Source organism: Pseudovibrio exalbescens (genome assembly GCF_028737195.1).
Classification (GTDB): Bacteria; Pseudomonadota; Alphaproteobacteria; order Rhizobiales; family Stappiaceae; genus Pseudovibrio; species Pseudovibrio zosterae.
Window position 1 is genome coordinate 856,909 of the sequence record NZ_JAQZAJ010000001.1, and the last position, 18,918, is coordinate 875,826.

Annotated in this window: 15 protein-coding genes; 10 read left to right on the plus strand and 5 right to left on the minus strand. The window is 57.3% G+C overall.

The annotated features are described in order from the left end of the window. Nucleotides 1-42 precede the first annotated feature (42 nt). Nucleotides 43-966, plus strand: coding sequence for a pirin family protein (locus PUV47_RS04085; RefSeq protein ID WP_274217187.1), 924 nt, complete (start codon nucleotides 43-45; stop codon nucleotides 964-966). Here PUV47_RS04085 and PUV47_RS04090 read toward each other — a convergent pair. The 3 genes from PUV47_RS04090 to PUV47_RS04100 all read right to left on the minus strand — a co-directional run bounded on the left by PUV47_RS04090 (nucleotide 963) and on the right by PUV47_RS04100 (nucleotide 4,855). Next, entirely contained in the window at nucleotides 963-1,616 is a 654-nt protein-coding gene (locus tag PUV47_RS04090; protein WP_274217188.1) for a DUF6030 family protein, read from the minus strand. The two genes, PUV47_RS04085 and PUV47_RS04090, sit on opposite strands and share 4 nt — an antisense overlap. Before the next feature lie 249 nt (nucleotides 1,617-1,865). Continuing rightward, complete coding sequence (locus tag PUV47_RS04095) at nucleotides 1,866-3,365, minus strand: phosphomannomutase/phosphoglucomutase (RefSeq protein ID WP_274217189.1); 1,500 nt, start codon at nucleotides 3,363-3,365, stop codon at nucleotides 1,866-1,868. 83 nt (nucleotides 3,366-3,448) lie between these two features. Next, on the minus strand, nucleotides 3,449-4,855 hold the full coding sequence (locus PUV47_RS04100) for a mannose-1-phosphate guanylyltransferase/mannose-6-phosphate isomerase (RefSeq protein ID WP_274217190.1): 1,407 nt from the start codon (nucleotides 4,853-4,855) through the stop codon (nucleotides 3,449-3,451). A 198-nt stretch (nucleotides 4,856-5,053) separates the two neighbouring features. On the opposite strand from PUV47_RS04100, the gene PUV47_RS04105 reads away from it, so the two are divergent. From PUV47_RS04105 to argE, 7 genes are all read left to right on the plus strand, one after another. Continuing rightward, nucleotides 5,054-6,334, plus strand: coding sequence for an acetylornithine deacetylase/succinyl-diaminopimelate desuccinylase family protein (locus tag PUV47_RS04105; RefSeq protein WP_274217191.1), 1,281 nt, complete (start codon nucleotides 5,054-5,056; stop codon nucleotides 6,332-6,334). A gap of 34 nt (nucleotides 6,335-6,368) precedes the next feature. After that, a complete protein-coding gene (locus PUV47_RS04110; RefSeq protein WP_274217192.1) occupies nucleotides 6,369-7,877 on the plus strand; it encodes an ABC transporter substrate-binding protein in 1,509 nt (502 codons plus the stop codon). A gap of 178 nt (nucleotides 7,878-8,055) precedes the next feature. Continuing rightward, entirely contained in the window at nucleotides 8,056-9,003 is a 948-nt protein-coding gene (locus tag PUV47_RS04115; RefSeq protein ID WP_274217193.1) for an ABC transporter permease, read from the plus strand. Between the two features lie 2 nt (nucleotides 9,004-9,005). Further along, nucleotides 9,006-9,863 carry an ABC transporter permease gene (locus PUV47_RS04120; RefSeq protein ID WP_274217194.1) on the plus strand — a complete coding sequence of 286 codons (858 nt, stop codon included), beginning with the start codon at nucleotides 9,006-9,008 and terminating at the stop codon, nucleotides 9,861-9,863. Further along, the gene (locus tag PUV47_RS04125) at nucleotides 9,863-11,512 is read left to right on the plus strand and encodes an ABC transporter ATP-binding protein (protein WP_274217195.1); all 1,650 of its coding nucleotides are present in this window, start codon (nucleotides 9,863-9,865) and stop codon (nucleotides 11,510-11,512) included. The genes PUV47_RS04120 and PUV47_RS04125 overlap by 1 nt, the downstream gene beginning before the upstream one ends. A 205-nt stretch (nucleotides 11,513-11,717) precedes the next feature. After that, nucleotides 11,718-12,620: an ROK family protein gene (locus PUV47_RS04130; protein WP_274217196.1), complete on the plus strand. Its 903-nt coding sequence runs from the start codon at nucleotides 11,718-11,720 to the stop codon at nucleotides 12,618-12,620. Between the two features lie 82 nt (nucleotides 12,621-12,702). Further along, a complete protein-coding gene (gene argE, locus PUV47_RS04135; protein WP_337994493.1) occupies nucleotides 12,703-13,848 on the plus strand; it encodes an acetylornithine deacetylase in 1,146 nt (381 codons plus the stop codon). 901 nt (nucleotides 13,849-14,749) lie between these two features. Here argE and PUV47_RS04140 read toward each other — a convergent pair. Together PUV47_RS04140 and PUV47_RS04145 are read right to left on the minus strand one after the other, a co-directional pair. Then, the gene (locus PUV47_RS04140; protein WP_274217198.1) at nucleotides 14,750-15,397 is read right to left on the minus strand and encodes a ferric reductase-like transmembrane domain-containing protein; all 648 of its coding nucleotides are present in this window, start codon (nucleotides 15,395-15,397) and stop codon (nucleotides 14,750-14,752) included. 19 nt (nucleotides 15,398-15,416) lie between these two features. Beyond that, a complete protein-coding gene (locus PUV47_RS04145) occupies nucleotides 15,417-15,911 on the minus strand; it encodes a twin-arginine translocation pathway signal (RefSeq protein ID WP_274217199.1) in 495 nt (164 codons plus the stop codon). 444 nt (nucleotides 15,912-16,355) lie between these two features. Here PUV47_RS04145 and PUV47_RS04150 point away from each other — a divergent pair, with 444 nt between their 5' ends. Together PUV47_RS04150 and PUV47_RS04155 are read left to right on the plus strand one after the other, a co-directional pair. After that, on the plus strand, nucleotides 16,356-18,530 hold the full coding sequence (locus tag PUV47_RS04150; protein ID WP_274217200.1) for an anthranilate synthase: 2,175 nt from the start codon (nucleotides 16,356-16,358) through the stop codon (nucleotides 18,528-18,530). 144 nt (nucleotides 18,531-18,674) lie between these two features. Then, complete coding sequence (locus PUV47_RS04155; RefSeq protein ID WP_274217201.1) at nucleotides 18,675-18,857, plus strand: hypothetical protein; 183 nt, start codon at nucleotides 18,675-18,677, stop codon at nucleotides 18,855-18,857. The last annotated feature ends 61 nt before the right edge of the window (nucleotides 18,858-18,918 follow it).

The window sequence follows — 18,918 nt, forward strand, 5'->3', positions numbered from 1 at the left end:
ACGCACCGCCAAAGGGCGATGCCCGATTGAAAGGCCATAGCCATGACATTGCCAAACCAGCCAGATCCAATTCCAGGCGATGAGCAGAGCATCAACGCGATCGAGCAGGTCATTGTGCCGCGCGCCCATGACATCGGCAATTTTGAGGTGCGCCGCGCACTGCCGACAAAGAGCCGTCAGATGGTTGGTCCTTTCATTTTTTGGGATCAGATGGGCCCTGCCGAGTTTCTGCATGGTGGCGGGATCGATGTACGCCCCCACCCACACATCGGCCTGTCGACCGTAACATACCTTCTGGAAGGCGAAGTCTACCACCGAGACAGCCTCGGTAGCGACATGATCATCAAGCCTGAAGAGCTGAACTGGATGACCGCAGGTCAGGGGATTGTTCACTCCGAGCGTGAGCGTCCTGAAGTGAAAGGCACGCCGCGCAGCTTGTTTGGCATTCAGAGTTGGGTTGCACTTCCAAAACACATGGAAGAAACGGCTCCAGCCTTTGAACACTATGCCAATGACAAGATGCCGGTGATCACCGACAACGACAAGCGCGTGCGGTTGATTGCAGGGTCGCTTTATGGCCAGACATCACCCGTGAACACAGCCAGCGAGACACTTTATGCAGACATCTCGCTTAACGCAGGGTCGGTTCTTCCGGTTGATCCAACCCATGAGGAGCGAGCAATCTACACGTTGACTAGCCGCATCGAGATCAATGGCGACGTGTTTGAGCCGGGTCAACTTCTCGTTTTGCGCGCTGGTGATGCCTTGACCGTTCGCGCCAAGGACAATGCACGCATCATGCTGTTTGGCGGCGAGCCGATGGACGGCCCTCGTCACATTTGGTGGAACTTCGTTTCCTCCTCAAAGGAACGTATCGAGCAGGCTAAGGAAGACTGGCGCTCCATGAAGTTTGGCAGTGTACCGGGCGATGTGGAAGAGTTCATCCCTCTTCCCGGCATGAGCTAAAATCCATTAGGGAACAGCACAAAGGGTGGGTGACCGCCCTTTGTCCGCCTTGCAAGCAAGTGTCTGCTCACAGGTTTGGCCTCGCCCTCTTCGGTGAGGCCTGACAGCGTCAACACCTTCCAATGCACCCCGCCAATGCGCTGGTCGAAACTGCGCCCTTCCCGGAAAGCGGTCAGAACCCCTTCAGGCGGTGCCTCGCCAAGATCAGCCAGTACCGTTTCCAGTGCATTGGTTATGAGACCAATAGCGGGGCGCATGAGTGCATCCTGACCCGCCGTACCCTGAAATCTGATCGAAGCTACATCGGAGACTGACGGCCCGCGCATGGAAAAGAACACCGTCGCTTGATCGGCTGCCTGTGCGGTCTCATCATCACGCCTGCTTTCAAGGAGCGGGGCGCGTCCAATGGTAATCACATCGGAGCTGCAGCCATATCCGGGCCCCATGGTGAGACGACGCCATCCCTTGTTTTGAAACCCCTCCTCAGCAAATCTTTGGCACAGGTCCTGTGGCGTTGCCTTGATAATGCGGCGAAACTCCTGCTCAAACTCCACTTCTCTGGCCAACATGCGTGCGCTGGTAGGGTCGAGCGCCGATGGACTTGCCGCATCATCACCACCAAGGGCCACGAACCATTGTGCAATCTCCATCCGGTCCCCGGAACTCAAAAGCGCCCAGTAAAGCCCCAGCACACTGCAAGCCATAAACACACTGACGCACAGCGTGGTTGCCACTTGCACAGCAAAGTGGCGCGACCGTCTTTCTGACCCGGATTTTACATTTGTTGGCTTGCTTTCCCTCACAGTCCCAAGGTTGCGCCAAAACAAAAAAAGCGCCACCCCTCGTTCTGAAGGGTGACGCATGAAACTTGAGCCGTTCGCTACGAAACGGGTCAGAAGTTAGAGAGTCTGATTGTACTCACCGACCTCTGGGTTTTCACGAAGGACCGCGTCAACCGCCTTGAACATCTCGTGCAGACGCTCCTCGGAGACCGGGCTTTCCACCACCACGACCAGCTCTGGTTTGTTGGAGGAAGCGCGAACGAGGCCCCAGGTGCCGTCCTCGGAGACAACGCGAACGCCGTTTACTGTGATGAGGTCTGTGATGGCTTGACCGGCGACCTTCTCCCCATTGGCGTGCATGTCCTTGAAACGCTTTACCACCTTGTCGACGACATCGTACTTCTCTTCATCGGAGCACTTGGGCGCCATGGTTGGAGAGCCCCAGGTCTTGGGAAGAGCGCGGCGCATGTCGGCAACGGTCTTGTCTGGATTGCGGTCCATCATGTCGAGAACCGCAATGGCGGAGACAAGGCCATCATCATAGCCACGGCCAATTGGCGCGTTGAAGAAGTAGTGGCCAGACTTTTCGAAGCCCGCAAGGGCCTGAAGGTCGGTCACGCGGCGCTTGATGTAGGAGTGGCCGGTCTTGAAGTAGTCGGTCTTTGCCCCGTTCTCCTTGAGGACAGGATCAGTGTTGAACAGGCCCGTGGATTTAACATCCACCACGAACTGGGCGTTGTCATAGATGGCGGACAGATCGCGAGCCAGCATGACGCCGACCTTGTCTGCAAAGATTTCTTCACCTTCGTTGTCCACGATCCCGCAGCGATCGCCATCACCGTCAAAGCCGAGCCCCACTTCCGCGCCGGTTTCAAGCACCTTGTCGCGGATTGCATGAAGCATCTTCATGTCTTCAGGGTTCGGATTGTAGTTCGGGAACGTGTGGTCCAGCTCACAGTCGAGCGGTATCACATCAACACCCAGCGCTTCCAGAATGCGCGGTGCAAACGCACCGGCCGTTCCGTTACCACAGGCAACCACAGCCTTGATCGGGCGCTTCAGTTTCTCGCGTTTTGTCAGGTCGTTGAAGTAGCGCTCTGCAAAGCCGGCATGGAACTCATAGGAGCCCCCGCCCGGAAGCTTGAAATCGCCAGCAAGAACGATGTCGCGCAAACGTCCCATCTCATCGGGACCGAATGTCAATGGGCGGTTTGCACCCATCTTCACCCCTGTCCAACCGTTGTCATTGTGCGAGGCGGTGACCATTGCAACGCAAGGCACATCCAGCTCGAACTGGGCAAAGTAGGACATGGGCGACATGGCAAGGCCAATGTCGTGAACCTTCATGCCGGATGCCAGCAAACCGTTGATGAGGGCCATCTTGATAGACGCGGAATACCCTCGGAAGTCGTGACCTGTCACGATCTCGGGGCGTACACCGAGCTCATGCACCAGAGTGCCGAGCCCCATGCCCAGCGCCTGAATGCCCATGAGATTGATTTCTTTTTCAAACAACCAACGTGCGTCGTACTCGCGGAACCCCGTTGGCTTGACCAGAGGTGTCGTCTCGTATTCCAGAGTGTTCGGGGTCAACTGAGCAACAGGTTTATCAAACATAAAAGCTCCTAATGCGAATAGGTTGGGTGTTATTTAACAGCCTCTTATGACGTTTTGCCAACCGGCTAAACAAGTCGCAGGCCCTATTCATTGGTTGTTGTCGGTTCTCGCAGGATGTCATCGTCATGAATCAGAGCGCCAGATTGCACCTCGATCATGCGCACATCAATCATCCCCGGATTATGGAGTTTGTGAGGCGCGCCAAGGGGCACGAACACGGATTCGTTTTCACTCACATATTTCGTTGAGCCATTCACAGAGACTTCCAAGGTTCCCCCCATGACGACCCAATGTTCGGCGCGGTGGATGTGCCGCTGCAAGGTGAGTCCCTGCCCCGGTTTGATCATCATGGATTGAACACGGAAGCGGTCTCCGCGTGAGATCTCCTCGGTCCATCCCCACGGGCGATATACCCGGCGGTGCTGCACCGTCTCCGGCCGCTTTTCCGCCTCCAGACGGGCCACGATGTTTTTCACCTGCTCTGCGTGTTCTTTGGAGGCCACCAGCAGCGCATCCTTGGTGTTCACCACCAGCACGTCGTTGAGGCCCAGTACACTTACCAGCGCATCATCAGAGTAGACGAGGCAATCCTTGCTGTCTTCAAAGATGGCTTCGCTCAGCGAGGTATTGCCGTCATCGTCCTTGGGCATGGTCTCCCAAATGGCCCGCCAGGACCCCAGATCGTTCCACTGAGGATCCATGGGAACGCAGCGAATACCGGGTTGCTTCTCCATAATGGCGTAGTCGATGGAGATGCTCGGCACTTTTTCAAAGGCGTGCGCATCCAGACGCAGGAAATCCAGATCAGCGCGGGCGCCAATGTATGCTTCGCTGACCGCGTTCCACACATCAGGAGCATATGTCAGGAAGCTCTCTTTCATGGCCTTGGCACTGAACAAGAAAATCCCGGCATTCCAGAGATAGGTTCCCTCCGAGACGAAACGTTCGGCGACCTCTTGCGTCGGTTTTTCAACGAACCGGTCCACCATCAACGCATCAGCGTCGGACGGGATGAACTTTATGTAGCCATAGCCTGTGTGCGCCATTTCCGGCTTGATGCCGAATGTGACGATGGCCCCATCCGAGGCGGCTGGCACACCCAGTTCCACGGCTGCTTTGAAGGCGTCCTCGTCGCCGATGAGATGGTCAGAGGGCAGCAGCAGCACGAGCGTTTCTTCATCTGTCTCAAGCGCCATCATGGCTGCAAGCGCCGCAGGGGCTGCAGTGTTGCGCCCGCACGGCTCCAAAACGATGCTCTGGGCCTCTACCCCCAGTTCCTGCAGCTGTTCGCCAATAAGGAACCGGTGATCTTGATTGGAGATCACCAATGGGGCAGCAAAGCCATCGCCCATGGTCCGCTTGCAGGTTTTTTGGAAGAGGCTCTCGCCATCGAACAAGGGCAGAAACTGCTTTGGTCTTTCGCGCCGTGACAAGGGCCACAAACGTGACCCGAATCCGCCCGACAAAATCGCAGGAATTATTTTCGGCATCTGTTCCAAGTCCAAATTCAACCTATACGGCAAGCAGCGCCGGTTTCAATCTATCCGCGCCATCAACAACGACAATAAACTTAACTAGCTGCAATAGTTCGCTTTTTCTAGGGCAAGAATATCACTGTCACCAAAAGGCTTCCCATCTTAGCATCTCTACGGCAAGATACCTCCGTTATTTTACGGAGATGCTGTTCAATGCTCGGGGACCTTGGCAAACGAATTGAGAGTAAACGCGAGGAGCTTGTTTGCCTGACCCAAGACTTGATCAGGATACCAACCGTGAACCCGCCTGGAGAAGCCTACGCACCTTGTGCAAAATACATTGGTGAGCGCCTGTTTTCCCGCGGATTTACAGTGGAATACATACGAGGCGAAGGGACGCCCGGCGACAGCGCCAAACACCCGCGCATCAATGTTGTCACCCGCCGCGAGGGCGCTCGCCCAGGCGCAACGGTCCATTTCAACTCACACATTGATGTGGTGCAAGCTGGTGAGGGTTGGACGGTGGATCCTTTCGCCGGAGTTGTGCGCGATGGCCGGGTTTATGGTCGCGGGGCCTGCGACATGAAAGGCGGGCTTGCAGCCTCCCTCATCGCAGTTGAAGCATTTCTTGAATGCTTCCCGCATTTTCCCGGAGCCATTGAGATTTCTGGCACGGTGGATGAAGAATCAGGTGGTCTGGGCGGCGTCGCTTATCTGGCGCAAAAGGGCTATTTCTCTAAACCACGCGTGGACCACGTCATCATCCCCGAACCGCTGCACAAAGACCGCATTTGTCTCGGGCATCGGGGTGTTTGGTGGGGCGAAGTTGAGACCCATGGCGCCATTGCGCATGGATCCATGCCGTTTCTGGGGGACTGCGCCGTACGCCATATGGGAGCGTTTCTGGAGGCTCTGGAGAAGCGCCTTTATCCCAAGCTGGCGGCAAAACACACGGAAATGCCTGTGGTTCCGGAAGGTGCTCGCAAGTCTACACTCAACATCAATTCCATCCATGGAGGTCAGCCTGAGGGCTTTGACGGGCTGCCTTCCCCTTGTGTGCCGGACAGTTGCCGGATCGTGCTGGACCGCCGCTATCTCATTGAAGAAAATCTTGATGACGTTAAAACCGAAGTCATCGCCTTGTTGGATGAACTCAGCAAAGAACGGGATAACTTCCGATACACGATCAAAGACCTACTTGAAGTCATCCCGACCATGACCGAAAAAGACGCGCCGGTCGTGAAAGCTGTGGCAGAAGGCATTGAAGCGGTTCTGGAAAGGCCCGCCGAGATGGTGATTTCACCCGGCACCTATGACCAAAAACACATTGCGCGTCTGGGTCACTTGCACGACTGCATTGCCTACGGTCCGGGGCTTCTTGAAATGGCTCACAGGCCCGATGAGTTTGTCGTGATTGATGACATGGTGGACAGTGCCAAAGTCATGGCGCATGCAACCCACGCACTACTGTTTGGTGGAACAGGCGCACTTTAAGGCTTTGACACCGCCCGTTTTGGAGGGGGATACTATGAAAGTTCAAGGGACACTGAAGGCCCTGCGTTCACTCGCAGTTGGCGTGGCCTTGGTGGTAAGTGCTTCACCACTGGCGTTATCCGTGGCGCACGCAAAATCTGCTCTTTCTCTGGGCATTGTGCTGGAACCGCCGCATCTCGACCCGACTGCGGGGGCGGCCGCAGCCATTGATGAAGTGACTTATGCCAACGTGTTCGAGGGATTGACCCGCATTGGCCCGAACGGTGAGGTTTTGCCTGCTCTTGCAAAGTCCTGGGAGATTTCCGAGGATGGCCTCACCTACACATTCGAACTTCAAGACGGCGTCACGTTCCACGATGGAACGCCATTTTCTGCCGAGGATGTGAAGTTCTCACTGGACCGCGCCCGGGCCGAAGACAGCACCAACGCACAAAAGCCTCTGTTTGCAGCCATATCAGCCGTCAATGTAGCGGATGAAGATACGGTTCAAGTCACCCTGTCAGAACCTGTTGGCAGCTTCCTGTTTAACCTTGGCTGGGGCGATGCGGTGATCGTTTCCAAAGAAAGTGCAGCGGGAAACAAGACCAATCCGATAGGAACCGGCCCTTTCAAGTTTGACCGTTGGATCAAGGGGCAAGAAATTTCGCTGGATCGCTATGAAGGCTATTGGGGCACGCCCGTTGCCTTGGAAGAAGCATCCTTCAAGGTTATTGCTGATCCAAATGCCGCTTTTGCGGCCATGATGTCAGGCGACGTTGATGCATTTCCGAACTTTCCAGCACCTGAAACACTGATCCAGTTTGAAGCGGATCCGCGTTTTAAAGTGGCTGTGGGCTCGACAGAAGGCGAGACCATCCTTGCTATGAACAATGAGAGCGGCCCGCTCTCCAACAAGCTGGTGCGTCAGGCCATTTCGCACGCGGTCAACAAGCAAGCGCTCATTGATGGTGCCATGTTTGGTCGTGGCACGCCCATTGGCTCCCACTTTGCGCCGCACCATCCGGCCTATGAAGATCTGACGGGTACCTACACCTTTGACCCTGAAAAGGCCAAGGAACTGCTGAAAGAAGCCGGCTACGCGGAGGGCTTTACCGCGACCTTGAAGCTGCCACCGCCTCAGTATGCGCGGCGCGGCGGCGAGCTGATCCGCTCTGACCTGCAAAAAGTTGGCATCAATCTGGAAATTGTTCCGCTGGAGTGGGCTCAGTGGCTTTCTGAGGTGTTCCGCGAAAAGAATTACGACTTCACCATCGTGTCTCACACGGAGCCGATGGATATAGGCATTTATGCCCGCGATGACTACTACTTCAACTACAAGAACCCGGCGTTCGACGACATCATCACCCAGCTCAATCGGGAAACCGACGAGGAAAAACGCTATGCCTTGATGAAGCAGGCGCAAGAAATGATCGCAGCCGATGCTGTGAATGTTTTCCTGTTCCAATTGGGCAAGGCCGGTGTTTGGGATGCCAATCTTCAGGGCCTGTGGGTGAACTCGCCGATTCAGGCAAACGACATCACCGGCGTTTCTTGGAAAAACTAGATCAAACAGCAGGATGCGGGTGAAGCCTGTCTTCATCCGCATGGCTGATATTACCCGGAAAGGCTCGCATTAAAAATTGCATGTGCCCGCCGGATAGGTTAGTCCCGACACGAGATGGGCGGGTTTGCCCGCCCTGCTCATTCGCCCGGACCTTTGTTCCTCAAGCCGTTGGTTTGCCATGTTTTCTTACGGAGTGCTGCGCCTTCTCGGCTTATCACTGACACTCTTTGCGGCAAGCATTGTGGTGTTTGTCGTGCTTGAGGTGCTGCCCGGAGATCCAGCTCAGGTGATGCTCGGAATCAGTGCGCAAGAAGATACGTTGGCGGCCTTGAGGGAACAGTTGGGCCTGAACGCCCCCGTCCTGACCCGGTATGTGGACTGGGTTCTTGGCATGCTGCAGGGCGATTTTGGCATAAGCTATACCTACAACGTCCCGGTTTCCGAGCTGATAGCGGAGCGCGCAGCCGTCAGCCTGCCGCTTGCCGCAATCGCCCTGATCCTGTCCACCGCAATTGCGTTTCCCATTGGTATTATGGCGGCTCGGTTCCGAGGCAAGGCACTGGATACGGGGATCATGGGGCTCACTCAGGTGGGCATAGCTCTGCCGAACTTCTGGTTTGCGATCCTGCTTGTTTATGTGTTTGCAATCACCTTGCGGTTGTTGCCCTCAGGTGGTTTTCCCGGCTGGGACCAAGGTGTTCTCAATGGTTTGGAAGCGCTTATTCTGCCAGCAATTGCCCTTGCCTTGCCGCAAGCGGCGATCCTTGCCCGCGTAATGCGCTCCGCCCTGATTGATGTGATGAGCGAGGACTACATTCGTACCGCCCGCGCCAAGGGCCTTTCTGCACGGGTAACCCTGTGGCGTCACGGCGTACGCAATGCCCTTATTCCAGTGCTGACAATCCTCGGCCTTCAATTCTCATTCCTTGTCGCCGGTACCGTCATCATTGAAAACGTGTTTTATCTGCCGGGCTTGGGTCGCCTGATTTTTCAAGCCATCACCCAGAGGGACCTCATCACTGTCAAAAGCGGTGTCATGGTATTGGTGGCATTGGTCGTGCTTATCACTTTCATCGTGGATCTGGCTTATGCAGCAGTCGACCCACGCCTGCGGCGGGGGCGCTGAGTATGGACACGTTCGAAGCCCCAATCCACCCCTTCCGCCGGGCATGGAAGAGCCGCTCCTTCCTTATAGGCCTCTGTCTTGCCTCACTAATTTTGATTGCGGGCTTTATCAGCCTGTTCTGGACCCCTCACGCCATTGACAGCCTGAACGTGGCAAACCGGCTTCAGGCTTCCAGCAGTCAGCATTGGCTGGGGACCGATCAGTACGGCCGCGACATCCTTTCCATGCTTATGATCGGCGCGCGCACCTCCATCATTGTGGCGCTGATTGCTGTAGGCATCGGTCTGCTCTTTGGCGTGCCACTCGGGCTGTTGGCCGCCACAAAACGCGGGCTTGTGGAAGAAGCCGTAATGCGCACCAACGACCTGATTTTTGCATTTCCAGCAATTCTCTCGGCCATCCTTATCACTGCGCTCCTCGGACCGGGCGCTGTGAACGCAGTAATCGCCATTGGCATTTTCAACATTCCCGTGTTTGCACGTGTTGCGCGTGGGGGTGCTCTGTCGCTTTCTGGACGGGATTTCCTGCTGGCGGCACGCCTTTCTGGCAAAAGCGGCCTGCGCATTACGCTTGAACACGTGCTGCCGAACATCGCCAATCTTTTGATCGTACAAGCGACCATACAACTCTCACTTGGCATATTGGCAGAGGCTGGCCTGTCCTATCTTGGCCTTGGGCCGCAGCCGCCGCTGGCGAGCTGGGGACGCATGCTGAATGAAGCGCAAACAATGATGGCGTTTGCACCGCAGCTTGCGCTGTATCCAGGATTAGCCATTGTTGTCAGTGTGTTGGGCTTCAACCTTCTGGGAGATGGGCTGCGCGATCTGCTTGATCCTCGCCTGAGACGGAGGATCCGCTGATGGCCGTTTTCTCCGCAAAAAACCTGAGTGTTTCCATCAACGGAACACCGATCCTGAAGAACGTGAGCTTCTCCCTTGCCAAGGGCGAGATACTCGGGCTTGTGGGCGAAAGTGGCTCCGGCAAATCCATGAGTGCCTTGGCGGCAATGCAGCTGCTGCCGGATGGTGCGACGCAAGACGGCTCCATTCGCTATAAAAAGCATGAGATTGTAGGCGCTTCCGAGCGCACCATGAACGAGGTCCGGGGTCGGTCCATCTCCATGGTGTTTCAAGAGCCAATGACGGCGCTGAACCCCACCAAGACCATCGGCGATCAGGTGAGTGAAGGCTTGTTGTGGCACTTCAAGATGACCCGGCAACGGGCACTGGAGCGCACTCAGAAGGTGCTGGAGCGTGTGGGCCTGCCCTTCGACAATCACATGCTGGACCGTTATCCGCACCAGCTCTCAGGGGGACAAAGGCAGCGCGTTGTCATTGCCATGGCCATCGCCTGCAAGCCGCGCTTCTTGATTGCGGATGAGCCAACAACAGCGCTCGACGTGACCATTCAGGCGCAAATCCTTGCTCTGCTTAAGGAAATTGTTCGCAAGGACCAGATGTCCCTGCTGCTGATCAGCCATGACCTTGCCGTGGTGGCAGATATGGCTGACCGGGTTGCCATCATGAAGGACGGGGAAATCGTTGAACATGGGCCAACCGGCCAGCTGTTCCGAACCCTGTCCCACCCCTACTCACAGCAGTTGGTTGAAGCCTCCAGCCACATTCCCAAAGCGCGCACGCGGCCATTGGACCCGGATGCCAAGCCACTGCTTGCGGTTGAGGGGTTGGTGCGCACCTATCCGCTGCCAAAACGCTCTGTCTTTGAAAAGCGTCAGTACCATACGGCCGTGAACACGGTGTCCCTGCGCATCCTGCCCCATGAGTCCGTTGGGCTTGTGGGCGAAAGCGGATGCGGAAAATCCACCCTTGCCCGAACAGTGCTTGGTTTGGAAGAGCCCACCAAGGGGCATATCAGCTTTCTTGGCAAGAACCCGTTTGAGGTGTCTCACAAGGAAGAAAAGGCGCTAAAGCGCGGAATTCAGGCGGTTTTTCAGGATCCATATGGCAGCTTTGACCCCCGTCACACGATCGCCAAGACGGTAGCAGAGCCGCTGCACCTGTTGCGTCACGAGATTTCCGAGACGGCCAAGAACGGCAAGGTGATTGCCGCGCTGGAAGCCGTGGGCCTGAAGCCGCAGGATGCCCACAAGTACCCCCACGAGTTTTCTGGCGGGCAGCGGCAACGCATTGCCATTGCCCGGGCGCTGGTGACCGAACCACAGCTGATTGTGGCTGATGAGCCGGTATCCGCTCTGGACGTTTCCATTCGCGCTCAAATTCTTGATTTACTTGCAGATTTAAGGGACAGGCTGGGCGTTGCCTATCTGTTTATCAGTCACGATTTGTCCGTTGTGCAGGCCATTACCGACCGGGTGATCGTGATGAATGGCGGCCGAATTGTCGAAGAAGGAAGCACCGAGCAGGTGTTCCGCCACCCAAAGCACCCCTACACCCGCATGTTGGTGGCCGCCGCGCCCGACCTCAACGCGTCATTGAAGCGGCGCCACAAAGCCGAGATCAAGGCCAGAACGGCACGGCAAAAAAGCTAAGGCCCGCGCCTTGGCCGTTGAAGGGGGATAACTTTGCGCTGATCTTGCGTTGGTTTGAATGAAACGCGGAGTTTCTGCACCAGCGCGAAAACAGCCCCCCCCTACAGGGCGTGAATACCCAACTATGTGATTGCGCGGGCTGGTGAAATATGAGGGAGTTCTCATAGACTACGCCAAGCAAATCAAATGGGAGGATGTTCAGGCCATGAGACTTGGACTTGATTGGGGTGGCACTAAGATCGAAATCATCGCACTGTCTGATCAGGGCGAAGAGATGTTTCGCAAGCGCGTGGACACGCCGCGCGATGACTACAATGGCTGTATTGATGCGGTTGTCGGTCTGGTTTCAGCCGCTGAAGAAGCGACCGGCCAACGGGGCTCTGTCGGCATTGGTATTCCGGGTTCAATCTCCCCTTCTTCAGGTTTGGTGAAAAATGCTAATTCAACCTGGATGAACGGCAAGCCATTGGACAAGGATCTGGAACAGGCGTTGGGCCGCCCGATCCGCATTCAAAACGATGCCAACTGCCTTGCGGTTTCCGAGGCAACGGATGGTGCCGGGGCAGGCTTTGCGGTGGTGCACGCCATCATCATCGGCACGGGTTGCGGCTCCGGCATTGCCATCAACGGCAAGCCGCTGCGCGGTGCCAACGGGATTGGAGGCGAATGGGGCAGCACATCGGTGCCGTGGCTCCGGCCTGAAGAGCACCCCGGCCCGACAAACTGGACCGGGCAGCACAGCCCGATTGACCTTTTATGCTCCGGCACCGGCTTTCAGTGGGACTATGAAAACGCCACTGGCACGAAGCTGAAGGGGAAGGAAATCGTGGCGCTGATGCGCAACGGGGACGCCCAGGCGCGCGGCACCTATGAGCGCTATGTCAGCCGGCTTGCCCGCGCCATGGCCATGGTCGCCAACCTGCTGGACCCGGATTGTTTCGTGCTTGGTGGAGGAATGTCTAACCTGGAAGAACTCTACGAGGACTTGCCAAGTGCGATGCGTCCCTACATCTTCTCTGATGGGTATGAAGTTCCAATCCGCAAAGCCTTGCATGGAGATAGCTCTGGCGTGCGCGGTGCTGCGTGGCTCTGGAACGATGCCATTTGAGAAGGCGGGTCCTTCCCCTGCTGCAACAAGTTCCCCGTGAGAGGACACCTCTCGCGGGTTTGAAAAATGAGAAATGAGTGGAATGAACAGTACAGAAATCCTTAGCAAACTGGTTGGCTTTGATACCGCGAGCGCCAACTCAAACCTGCCACTCATTGACTGGGTTGAAGACTACCTCAAGGAATTTGGGCTGGAGCCTTACCGGGTCTATGACCACACTGGTGAAAAGGCGAACCTGTTTGTGACCATCGGCCCTGACGACGCGGCTGGCTACATTCTCTCCGGACATACGGATGTGGTTCCTGTTACCGGGCAAGACTGGTCGCAGGACCCGTTCACCTTGACCGAGAAAGACGGCAAGCTTTATGGCCGTGGCTCCTGCGACATGAAAGGCTTTCTGGCCTGCTGTCTTGCCAAGGTGCCAAAGATGGTGGAAGCGCGTTTGAAAAAGCCGCTGCACCTGGCGTTTTCCTATGACGAGGAAGTGGGCTGCATTGGTGTGCGCGGTCTTCTGGAGGACCTGAAGACCAGGGGTCTTGACGTTGAAGCCTGCTTTGTGGGTGAGCCAACGGACATGCAGGTGGTGTTGGCGCACAAATCCAAGGCATCCTATAGCGTTGTGTTTACAGGACTATCCTGCCACTCCTCGCTGGCGCCGCACGGGGTGAACGCGGTTCACTACGCCGCTCGCTTCGTGAACAAGATTGAGCAGATGGCAAAGGAGCTGGCCGCTGGCCCACGGGATGACTTGTTTGATCTGCCGTTTTCTACGGCGCACACAGGCGTCATTCGCGGCGGGACGGCGCTGAACATCGTGCCGGAACAGTGTGAGCTGATGTTTGAGTTCCGCGTGTTGCCGCGTGAGAGCCTTTCTGCCTGTGTTGCGGAAATCAAGCGCTATGCCATGGAAGAACTGCTGCCGGAGATGCGGGAGGTCTATCCTGAGGCCAATATCGAGTTCATCCCGTCCTCCGAAATTCCGGGGCTGGATACGGAAGCGGAGGAACCGGTGACCATTCTGGCCAAGCGCCTTGCCGGGCGGAACGATCATGCCAAGGTGGCCTATGGCACGGAAGGTGGCCTGTTCCAGCAAATGCTGGGCATTCCAACCGTGGTGGTTGGCCCGGGCTCCATCGAACAGGCGCACAAACCGGACGAGTTCATCAAGATCTCCGAGATGCAGAAATGCGAGCGCTTCCTGGATCATCTGATTGAAACGGCTTCCTAGCGGTGCAAGCCCCTGCCTTGTGGCTGATGGCTTATGGCTTGTGGCTCTGGATGCCGGACCGGCGCTGCGCTGGTCCGGCATGACATCCAAGGGGATGGTGCTCGGGCGTTTTTCATTACCCAGCAACCCCGTGCTTGATTACTAACTGTCATCCCGCACTTGATGCGGGATCCAGCCGGGCAAGCGCACCACCCGCCGTGCCCTGTGGCTCTGGATACCGGATCAGCGGCTCGCTGCGCTCTCCTTGTCCGGCATGACGCTGGTGGGGTGGATGGGGTTGAGGATCGCACTGGCGCTGAAAGGGCCAAGCGCCAGCAATTCAGGCGCTCGCTGTCTCTATGAAACAAGATCTCTTGAAGGCTGGCAGCATTGCCTCAGACCACCATGGTCCTCCCGCACTTGATGCGGGATCCAGTCGGGTGACTGCCCCACCCGCCGCGCTCTGTGGCTCTGGATACCGGATCGGCGGTTCGCTCCGCTCCCCTTGTCCGGCATGACGCCGGTGGGGAGGATGGGGTTGAGGATCGCACTGGTGCTGAAAGGGCCAAGCGCCAGCAATTCAGGCGCTCGCTGTCTCTATGAAACAAGATCTCTTGAAGGCTGGCAGCATTGCCTCAGACCACCATGGTCCTCCCGCACTTGATGCGGGATCCAGTCGGGTGACTGCCCCACCCGCAGTGCCTTGTGGCTCTGGATACCGGATCGGCGGCTCGCTGCGCTCTCCTTGTCCGGCATGACGCCAGTGGGGGATGATAGGGATCGACAAACATGAAAGAACTGGAGAAGCTAAGGCTATAACTAGGCTGAAAAATTATTGTCTTGCGGGTAGTTACTTGCAAGACCGACTTGATGCTGGATTGGTGCTGTGCTGATGTGGGGCGGAGGGCGCGGGTGTTGCCGGTTAGTCTGAGAGGGCCTTGCGGTCTAACCTTCGGCGTCTTGAGAGGGGCTTCACCACCCAATGGAGGGCCAGAGCGCCTGTGGTTGTGGCGAGCACTGCCACGCACAGCACCCATTTGGAGACCTCCTCCATGGCGCCCTGGATCATCACGGCATGGATGACGGTGGAGATGACCACCACGAGTGCAAGGCCATTGTGAACAAGCTGCCAAGTGGAGAAGCGCAGCCGCAACCGGCGGCGGCAAACCACAAGCACTGCCGTGATGACAACGCCCCACATGGCGATGACGCCATAGATGGAAAAAGCGGTGGGAGAGACCAGCAGCAGCGCATCCACTGTGTCCGCCGGGCTGGTGATATAGAGCCCGCCCACATGAAGCAGCACGGCCACCACAATGCTGGCACCGACCCAGCGGTGCCACAAACGGCTGTGCGCCTTGTTCACCCCCGGCAGCGCGCCAAGGGCAAGCAAGGGCTGCAGCAAGAACAGGGCAAGCGCCACTATGCCAGCGAAGCCGCCGATGATGTAGGCCATGCTGCGGTAGCCAAGATAGGGGCTTGTGGTGGCCAGAACGACCGGCACCGCCACCAGAAGCGCGATGCCTGTCCAGATGCCAAAACTGACGAGGTTCTTGTGCTGTTTGGCCATGTTCCTTTCGAAAATCCCGTCAGGCCGGAGCCAACACAAAATCAGCGTTTACCGAGGTGTCGCGGGCACTTGGCATGACCGGGCGCAAGAACACGGTTTTGAAAGCGCCATCATCATAGGCAAGGTGGGCGTGCGGCTCACCGAAGTTTGGAACAATCTGCTCTGTCTCCAGCCGGAAGGTGCCATCGGCGGCGGTCAGCACGCTGCCGTGATTTCGCGGCTCTCGCTCTCCGCCGATTGTGGTTGCGGCCCAGATCTGAATGCGCACGCCGGAAAGCGGTGCGCCATCCCCTGCCCGGCGAACGGTGCCGGTGACCCAGAACCCGGAGCCCAAACGGTCAACAAGGGGCGCATTGGGGCGATAGTTGTTGGCCCCGCCGCGCATGGTGGGCGTTGGGGCAAGGCCCTTGGCCTGTGCCGGAAGCGTGAGCGCAAGGGGGCTTTGGGTCAGCACCAGCCCGGCAGCCCCTGCGGCTACGAGAAACCTGCGGCGGTTCATTTCATTTGATCTCATTGGGATCTCGCTTCTTCGTTAGATGCTGATGCGGCGCTTGGCATGGGCAAAAGCCGACAGACCTAACCTAGCGGAAACTACTTAAACCACACAACAAGGGGCAGGCGCACATTTGCGTGAGGTGGCCCCCATGGCAGGACCACGCCCCCGTAGCGATGGCCTGCGAGCAAAGCAGGCCCAACATAGCTGTTCAGCAGGCGGGGGCCTGACAGATTAGGGCGTTGCCTCTTTCTGTGCTCTGTTGTAAGCAGTTTGCCATGATTATTTTGTCGCATCAGATTCTGCAGGGTTGGTGGCGCGCTTAACGGCGGCCCCTGACAACGCATGTCCTGAGTTGACAAGTTGAACAGAAACCGCCGCGCTCCTTCGCAGGCGGTTTTGTTGTATCTGGCGCCTGTTTTTCGCATGTTTTGCAGGGCGCGGCCAACCAGTTGGAGTTGAGAAATGCCAGACTTGGCGGCACAGACTTACCTGACCAAAGGCGGCATCACCATTCGCCGCAAGACACGCCCAGCGAACTACGAAGCAGGCACGTCTGAGTGGATGGATCGGCTGGATCGGCAGCGCGGTGCTGTTCTTTCGTCCTCCTATGAGTATCCGGGCCGCTACACCCGCTGGGATATGGCGCTGGCGAACCCGCCGCTTCTGCTGGAGAGCAACGACCGGGCGGTGATGATCCGCGCGCTCAACCAGCGCGGTGAAGTCTTGATGCCGGTTGTTCAAAGGGCATTGCAAGATCACCCTGACATTGCCAGCTTCACAGCCGAAGGCAGCCGCATCGATCTGACCATCAAGGTCCCTGATCGTGCCTTCACGGAGGAGGAACGCTCCCGTCAGCCCTCCACGTTCTCGGTTGTGCGCACGCTCATCGAGCTGTTTGGCTGCGACGATGACCAGCTCGGGCTCTATGGGGCGTTTGGCTATGACCTGACATTCCAGTTCGAGCCGATCAACCTGAAGCTGGACCGTCCGGGCGACCAGCGTGACATGGTGCTGTTCCTGCCTGACGAAATCCTGATCGTGGACCACTATGGCCGCAAAGCCCATGTGCTGGAATATGAGTTTGAGGTTGACGGCCAGTCCACGGAAGGCCTTGCACGGACCGGGGAAGAAACCCCCTATGTTCCAGCAGGTGAAACACCGGGACGCGGGGATCACGAACCGGGCGAATATGCACAGCTGGTGCATAAGGCCGTGGAGTATTTCCGCCGGGGTGACTTGTTTGAGACGGTGCCAGGCCAGACCTTTTATGAGGTCTGTGAAAACCCGCCTTCTGCGGTTTCCCGCCGCCTGCAGCAGATCAACCCATCCCCCTATTCCTTCTTCATCAATCTGGGGGAGAGCGAATATCTGGTGGGTGCCTCTCCCGAAATGTATGTGCGCGTCACGGGTGGCCGCCGGGTGGAAACCTGCCCGATTTCCGGCACCATTCGCCGGGGCCGAAACGCCATTGAAGACGAAGCGCAAATTCGAAAGCTGCTGAACTCCGCCAAGGACGAAGCCGAGCTGACCATGTGCTCCGACGTGGACCGTAACGACAAGAGCCGCATCTGCGTGCCGGAGTCCGTGCGGGTCATCGGCCGTCGGCAGATCGAGATGTACTCCCGGCTGATCCACACCGTGGACCATATCGAGGGCACCTTGTTGCCTGATAAAGACGCGCTGGATGCATTCCTCTCACACACCTGGGCAGTGACTGTGACCGGCGCGCCGAAGCGCTGGGCCATGCAGTTCATCGAGGACCATGAGAAAAGCCCGCGGGCGTGGTATGGCGGTGCCATTGGCGCTGTGCTGTTCAACGGCGACATGAACACCGGGCTGACCCTGCGCACCGTGCGCATCAAGGACGGCGTGGCGCAGATCCGCGCCGGGGCAACGCTGCTTTATGACAGCATCCCGGAGGATGAAGAGGCCGAGACAGAGCTGAAGGCTTCTGCCATGCGCGCTGCCGTGCGCGAGGCCGGATTGGCGCTTGCGCCGGAAGCAAAGGCTGAAGCCGCAAAGCCGGGAGCAGGCTTGAAAATCCTTCTGGTGGACCACGAGGACAGTTTCGTCCATACGCTGGCCAACTACTTCCGGCAGACGGGCGCAACAGTGGTGACATACCGCACGCCGGTTGCGGAAGAAGTGTTTGATGAGGTGAAACCGGATCTGGTGGTACTCTCCCCCGGCCCCGGATCTCCAAAAGACTTCGACTGCGCGGCAACCATTGCCAAGGCGCGCGCACGTGAGCTGCCAATCTTCGGCGTTTGCCTCGGTCTTCAGGCGCTCACGGAAAGCTTCAGCGGCACGTTGGGGCAGCTTGATGTGCCGATGCACGGCAAACCGTCTGCGGTCACGTTCACCGAAGGCTCCAAGGTGTTTGCCGGCCTTGCGTCACCTGTAACGGTGGGCCGCTACCACTCCCTGTTTGCCAAACGGGACACGCTGCCGGCTGAGCTGAAAGTGACCGCTGAGACCGAAGACGGAGTGGTGATGGCCATTGAACACGAGAGCCTGCCGATCAGCGCGGTTCAGTTCCATCCAGAATCAATCATGTCTCTGGATCAGGATGCAGGCCATGCAATCATCCGTAACGTGATCAACCAGGCGATTATCTACAGAAAAACACGGATGTAGCCTACATGCACTCAGTGGCGGAAATCCGCCACTGATTTTCCCTAGTATTGTTCCGAGGCCCAGTTAACCATCTTTAGTGAGTTTTCATTAACTCCTGTGGGCTCAGGCTGGGACGTGCCAAGGGAAATGAGGGGGGCATCTCTCGTGAAAAACAAGGAAGCACTCGCGCTTTGTGGCATGGCAGCGGGCGCGTTCATCACTGTTGGACTGCTATTTGCGATGCAATTCACCGGCCCGGCGGAGTACCTCATGGGTGCTGCCATTGGGGCGCTGGTTGCAGATCGCGCATTCAGCTTCTCTTGGTTTCAAAAAGAGAAGCTGTACTGACACAACAAAAAAGCCGGGGATGGGAGTTCCCGGCTTTTTGCTTTTTCAAGGTCTCAAGCGG

What these genes read in the sequence shown, in the direction of transcription:
- PUV47_RS04130 (WP_274217196.1), top strand. Translation starts at nt 11,718, where the DNA reads ATGAGACTTGGACTTGATTGGGGTGGCACTAAGATCGAAATCATCGCA.
- PUV47_RS04100 (WP_274217190.1), bottom strand. Translation starts at nt 4,855, where the DNA reads ATGCCGAAAATAATTCCTGCGATTTTGTCGGGCGGATTCGGGTCACGT.
- PUV47_RS04085 (WP_274217187.1), top strand. Translation starts at nt 43, where the DNA reads ATGACATTGCCAAACCAGCCAGATCCAATTCCAGGCGATGAGCAGAGC.
- PUV47_RS04140 (WP_274217198.1), bottom strand. Translation starts at nt 15,397, where the DNA reads ATGGCCAAACAGCACAAGAACCTCGTCAGTTTTGGCATCTGGACAGGC.
- PUV47_RS04115 (WP_274217193.1), top strand. Translation starts at nt 8,056, where the DNA reads ATGTTTTCTTACGGAGTGCTGCGCCTTCTCGGCTTATCACTGACACTC.
- PUV47_RS04120 (WP_274217194.1), top strand. Translation starts at nt 9,006, where the DNA reads ATGGACACGTTCGAAGCCCCAATCCACCCCTTCCGCCGGGCATGGAAG.
- PUV47_RS04095 (WP_274217189.1), bottom strand. Translation starts at nt 3,365, where the DNA reads ATGTTTGATAAACCTGTTGCTCAGTTGACCCCGAACACTCTGGAATAC.
- PUV47_RS04105 (WP_274217191.1), top strand. Translation starts at nt 5,054, where the DNA reads ATGCTCGGGGACCTTGGCAAACGAATTGAGAGTAAACGCGAGGAGCTT.
- PUV47_RS04150 (WP_274217200.1), top strand. Translation starts at nt 16,356, where the DNA reads ATGCCAGACTTGGCGGCACAGACTTACCTGACCAAAGGCGGCATCACC.
- argE (WP_337994493.1), top strand. Translation starts at nt 12,703, where the DNA reads ATGAACAGTACAGAAATCCTTAGCAAACTGGTTGGCTTTGATACCGCG.
- PUV47_RS04090 (WP_274217188.1), bottom strand. Translation starts at nt 1,616, where the DNA reads ATGGAGATTGCACAATGGTTCGTGGCCCTTGGTGGTGATGATGCGGCA.
- PUV47_RS04125 (WP_274217195.1), top strand. Translation starts at nt 9,863, where the DNA reads ATGGCCGTTTTCTCCGCAAAAAACCTGAGTGTTTCCATCAACGGAACA.
- PUV47_RS04110 (WP_274217192.1), top strand. Translation starts at nt 6,369, where the DNA reads ATGAAAGTTCAAGGGACACTGAAGGCCCTGCGTTCACTCGCAGTTGGC.
- PUV47_RS04145 (WP_274217199.1), bottom strand. Translation starts at nt 15,911, where the DNA reads ATGAGATCAAATGAAATGAACCGCCGCAGGTTTCTCGTAGCCGCAGGG.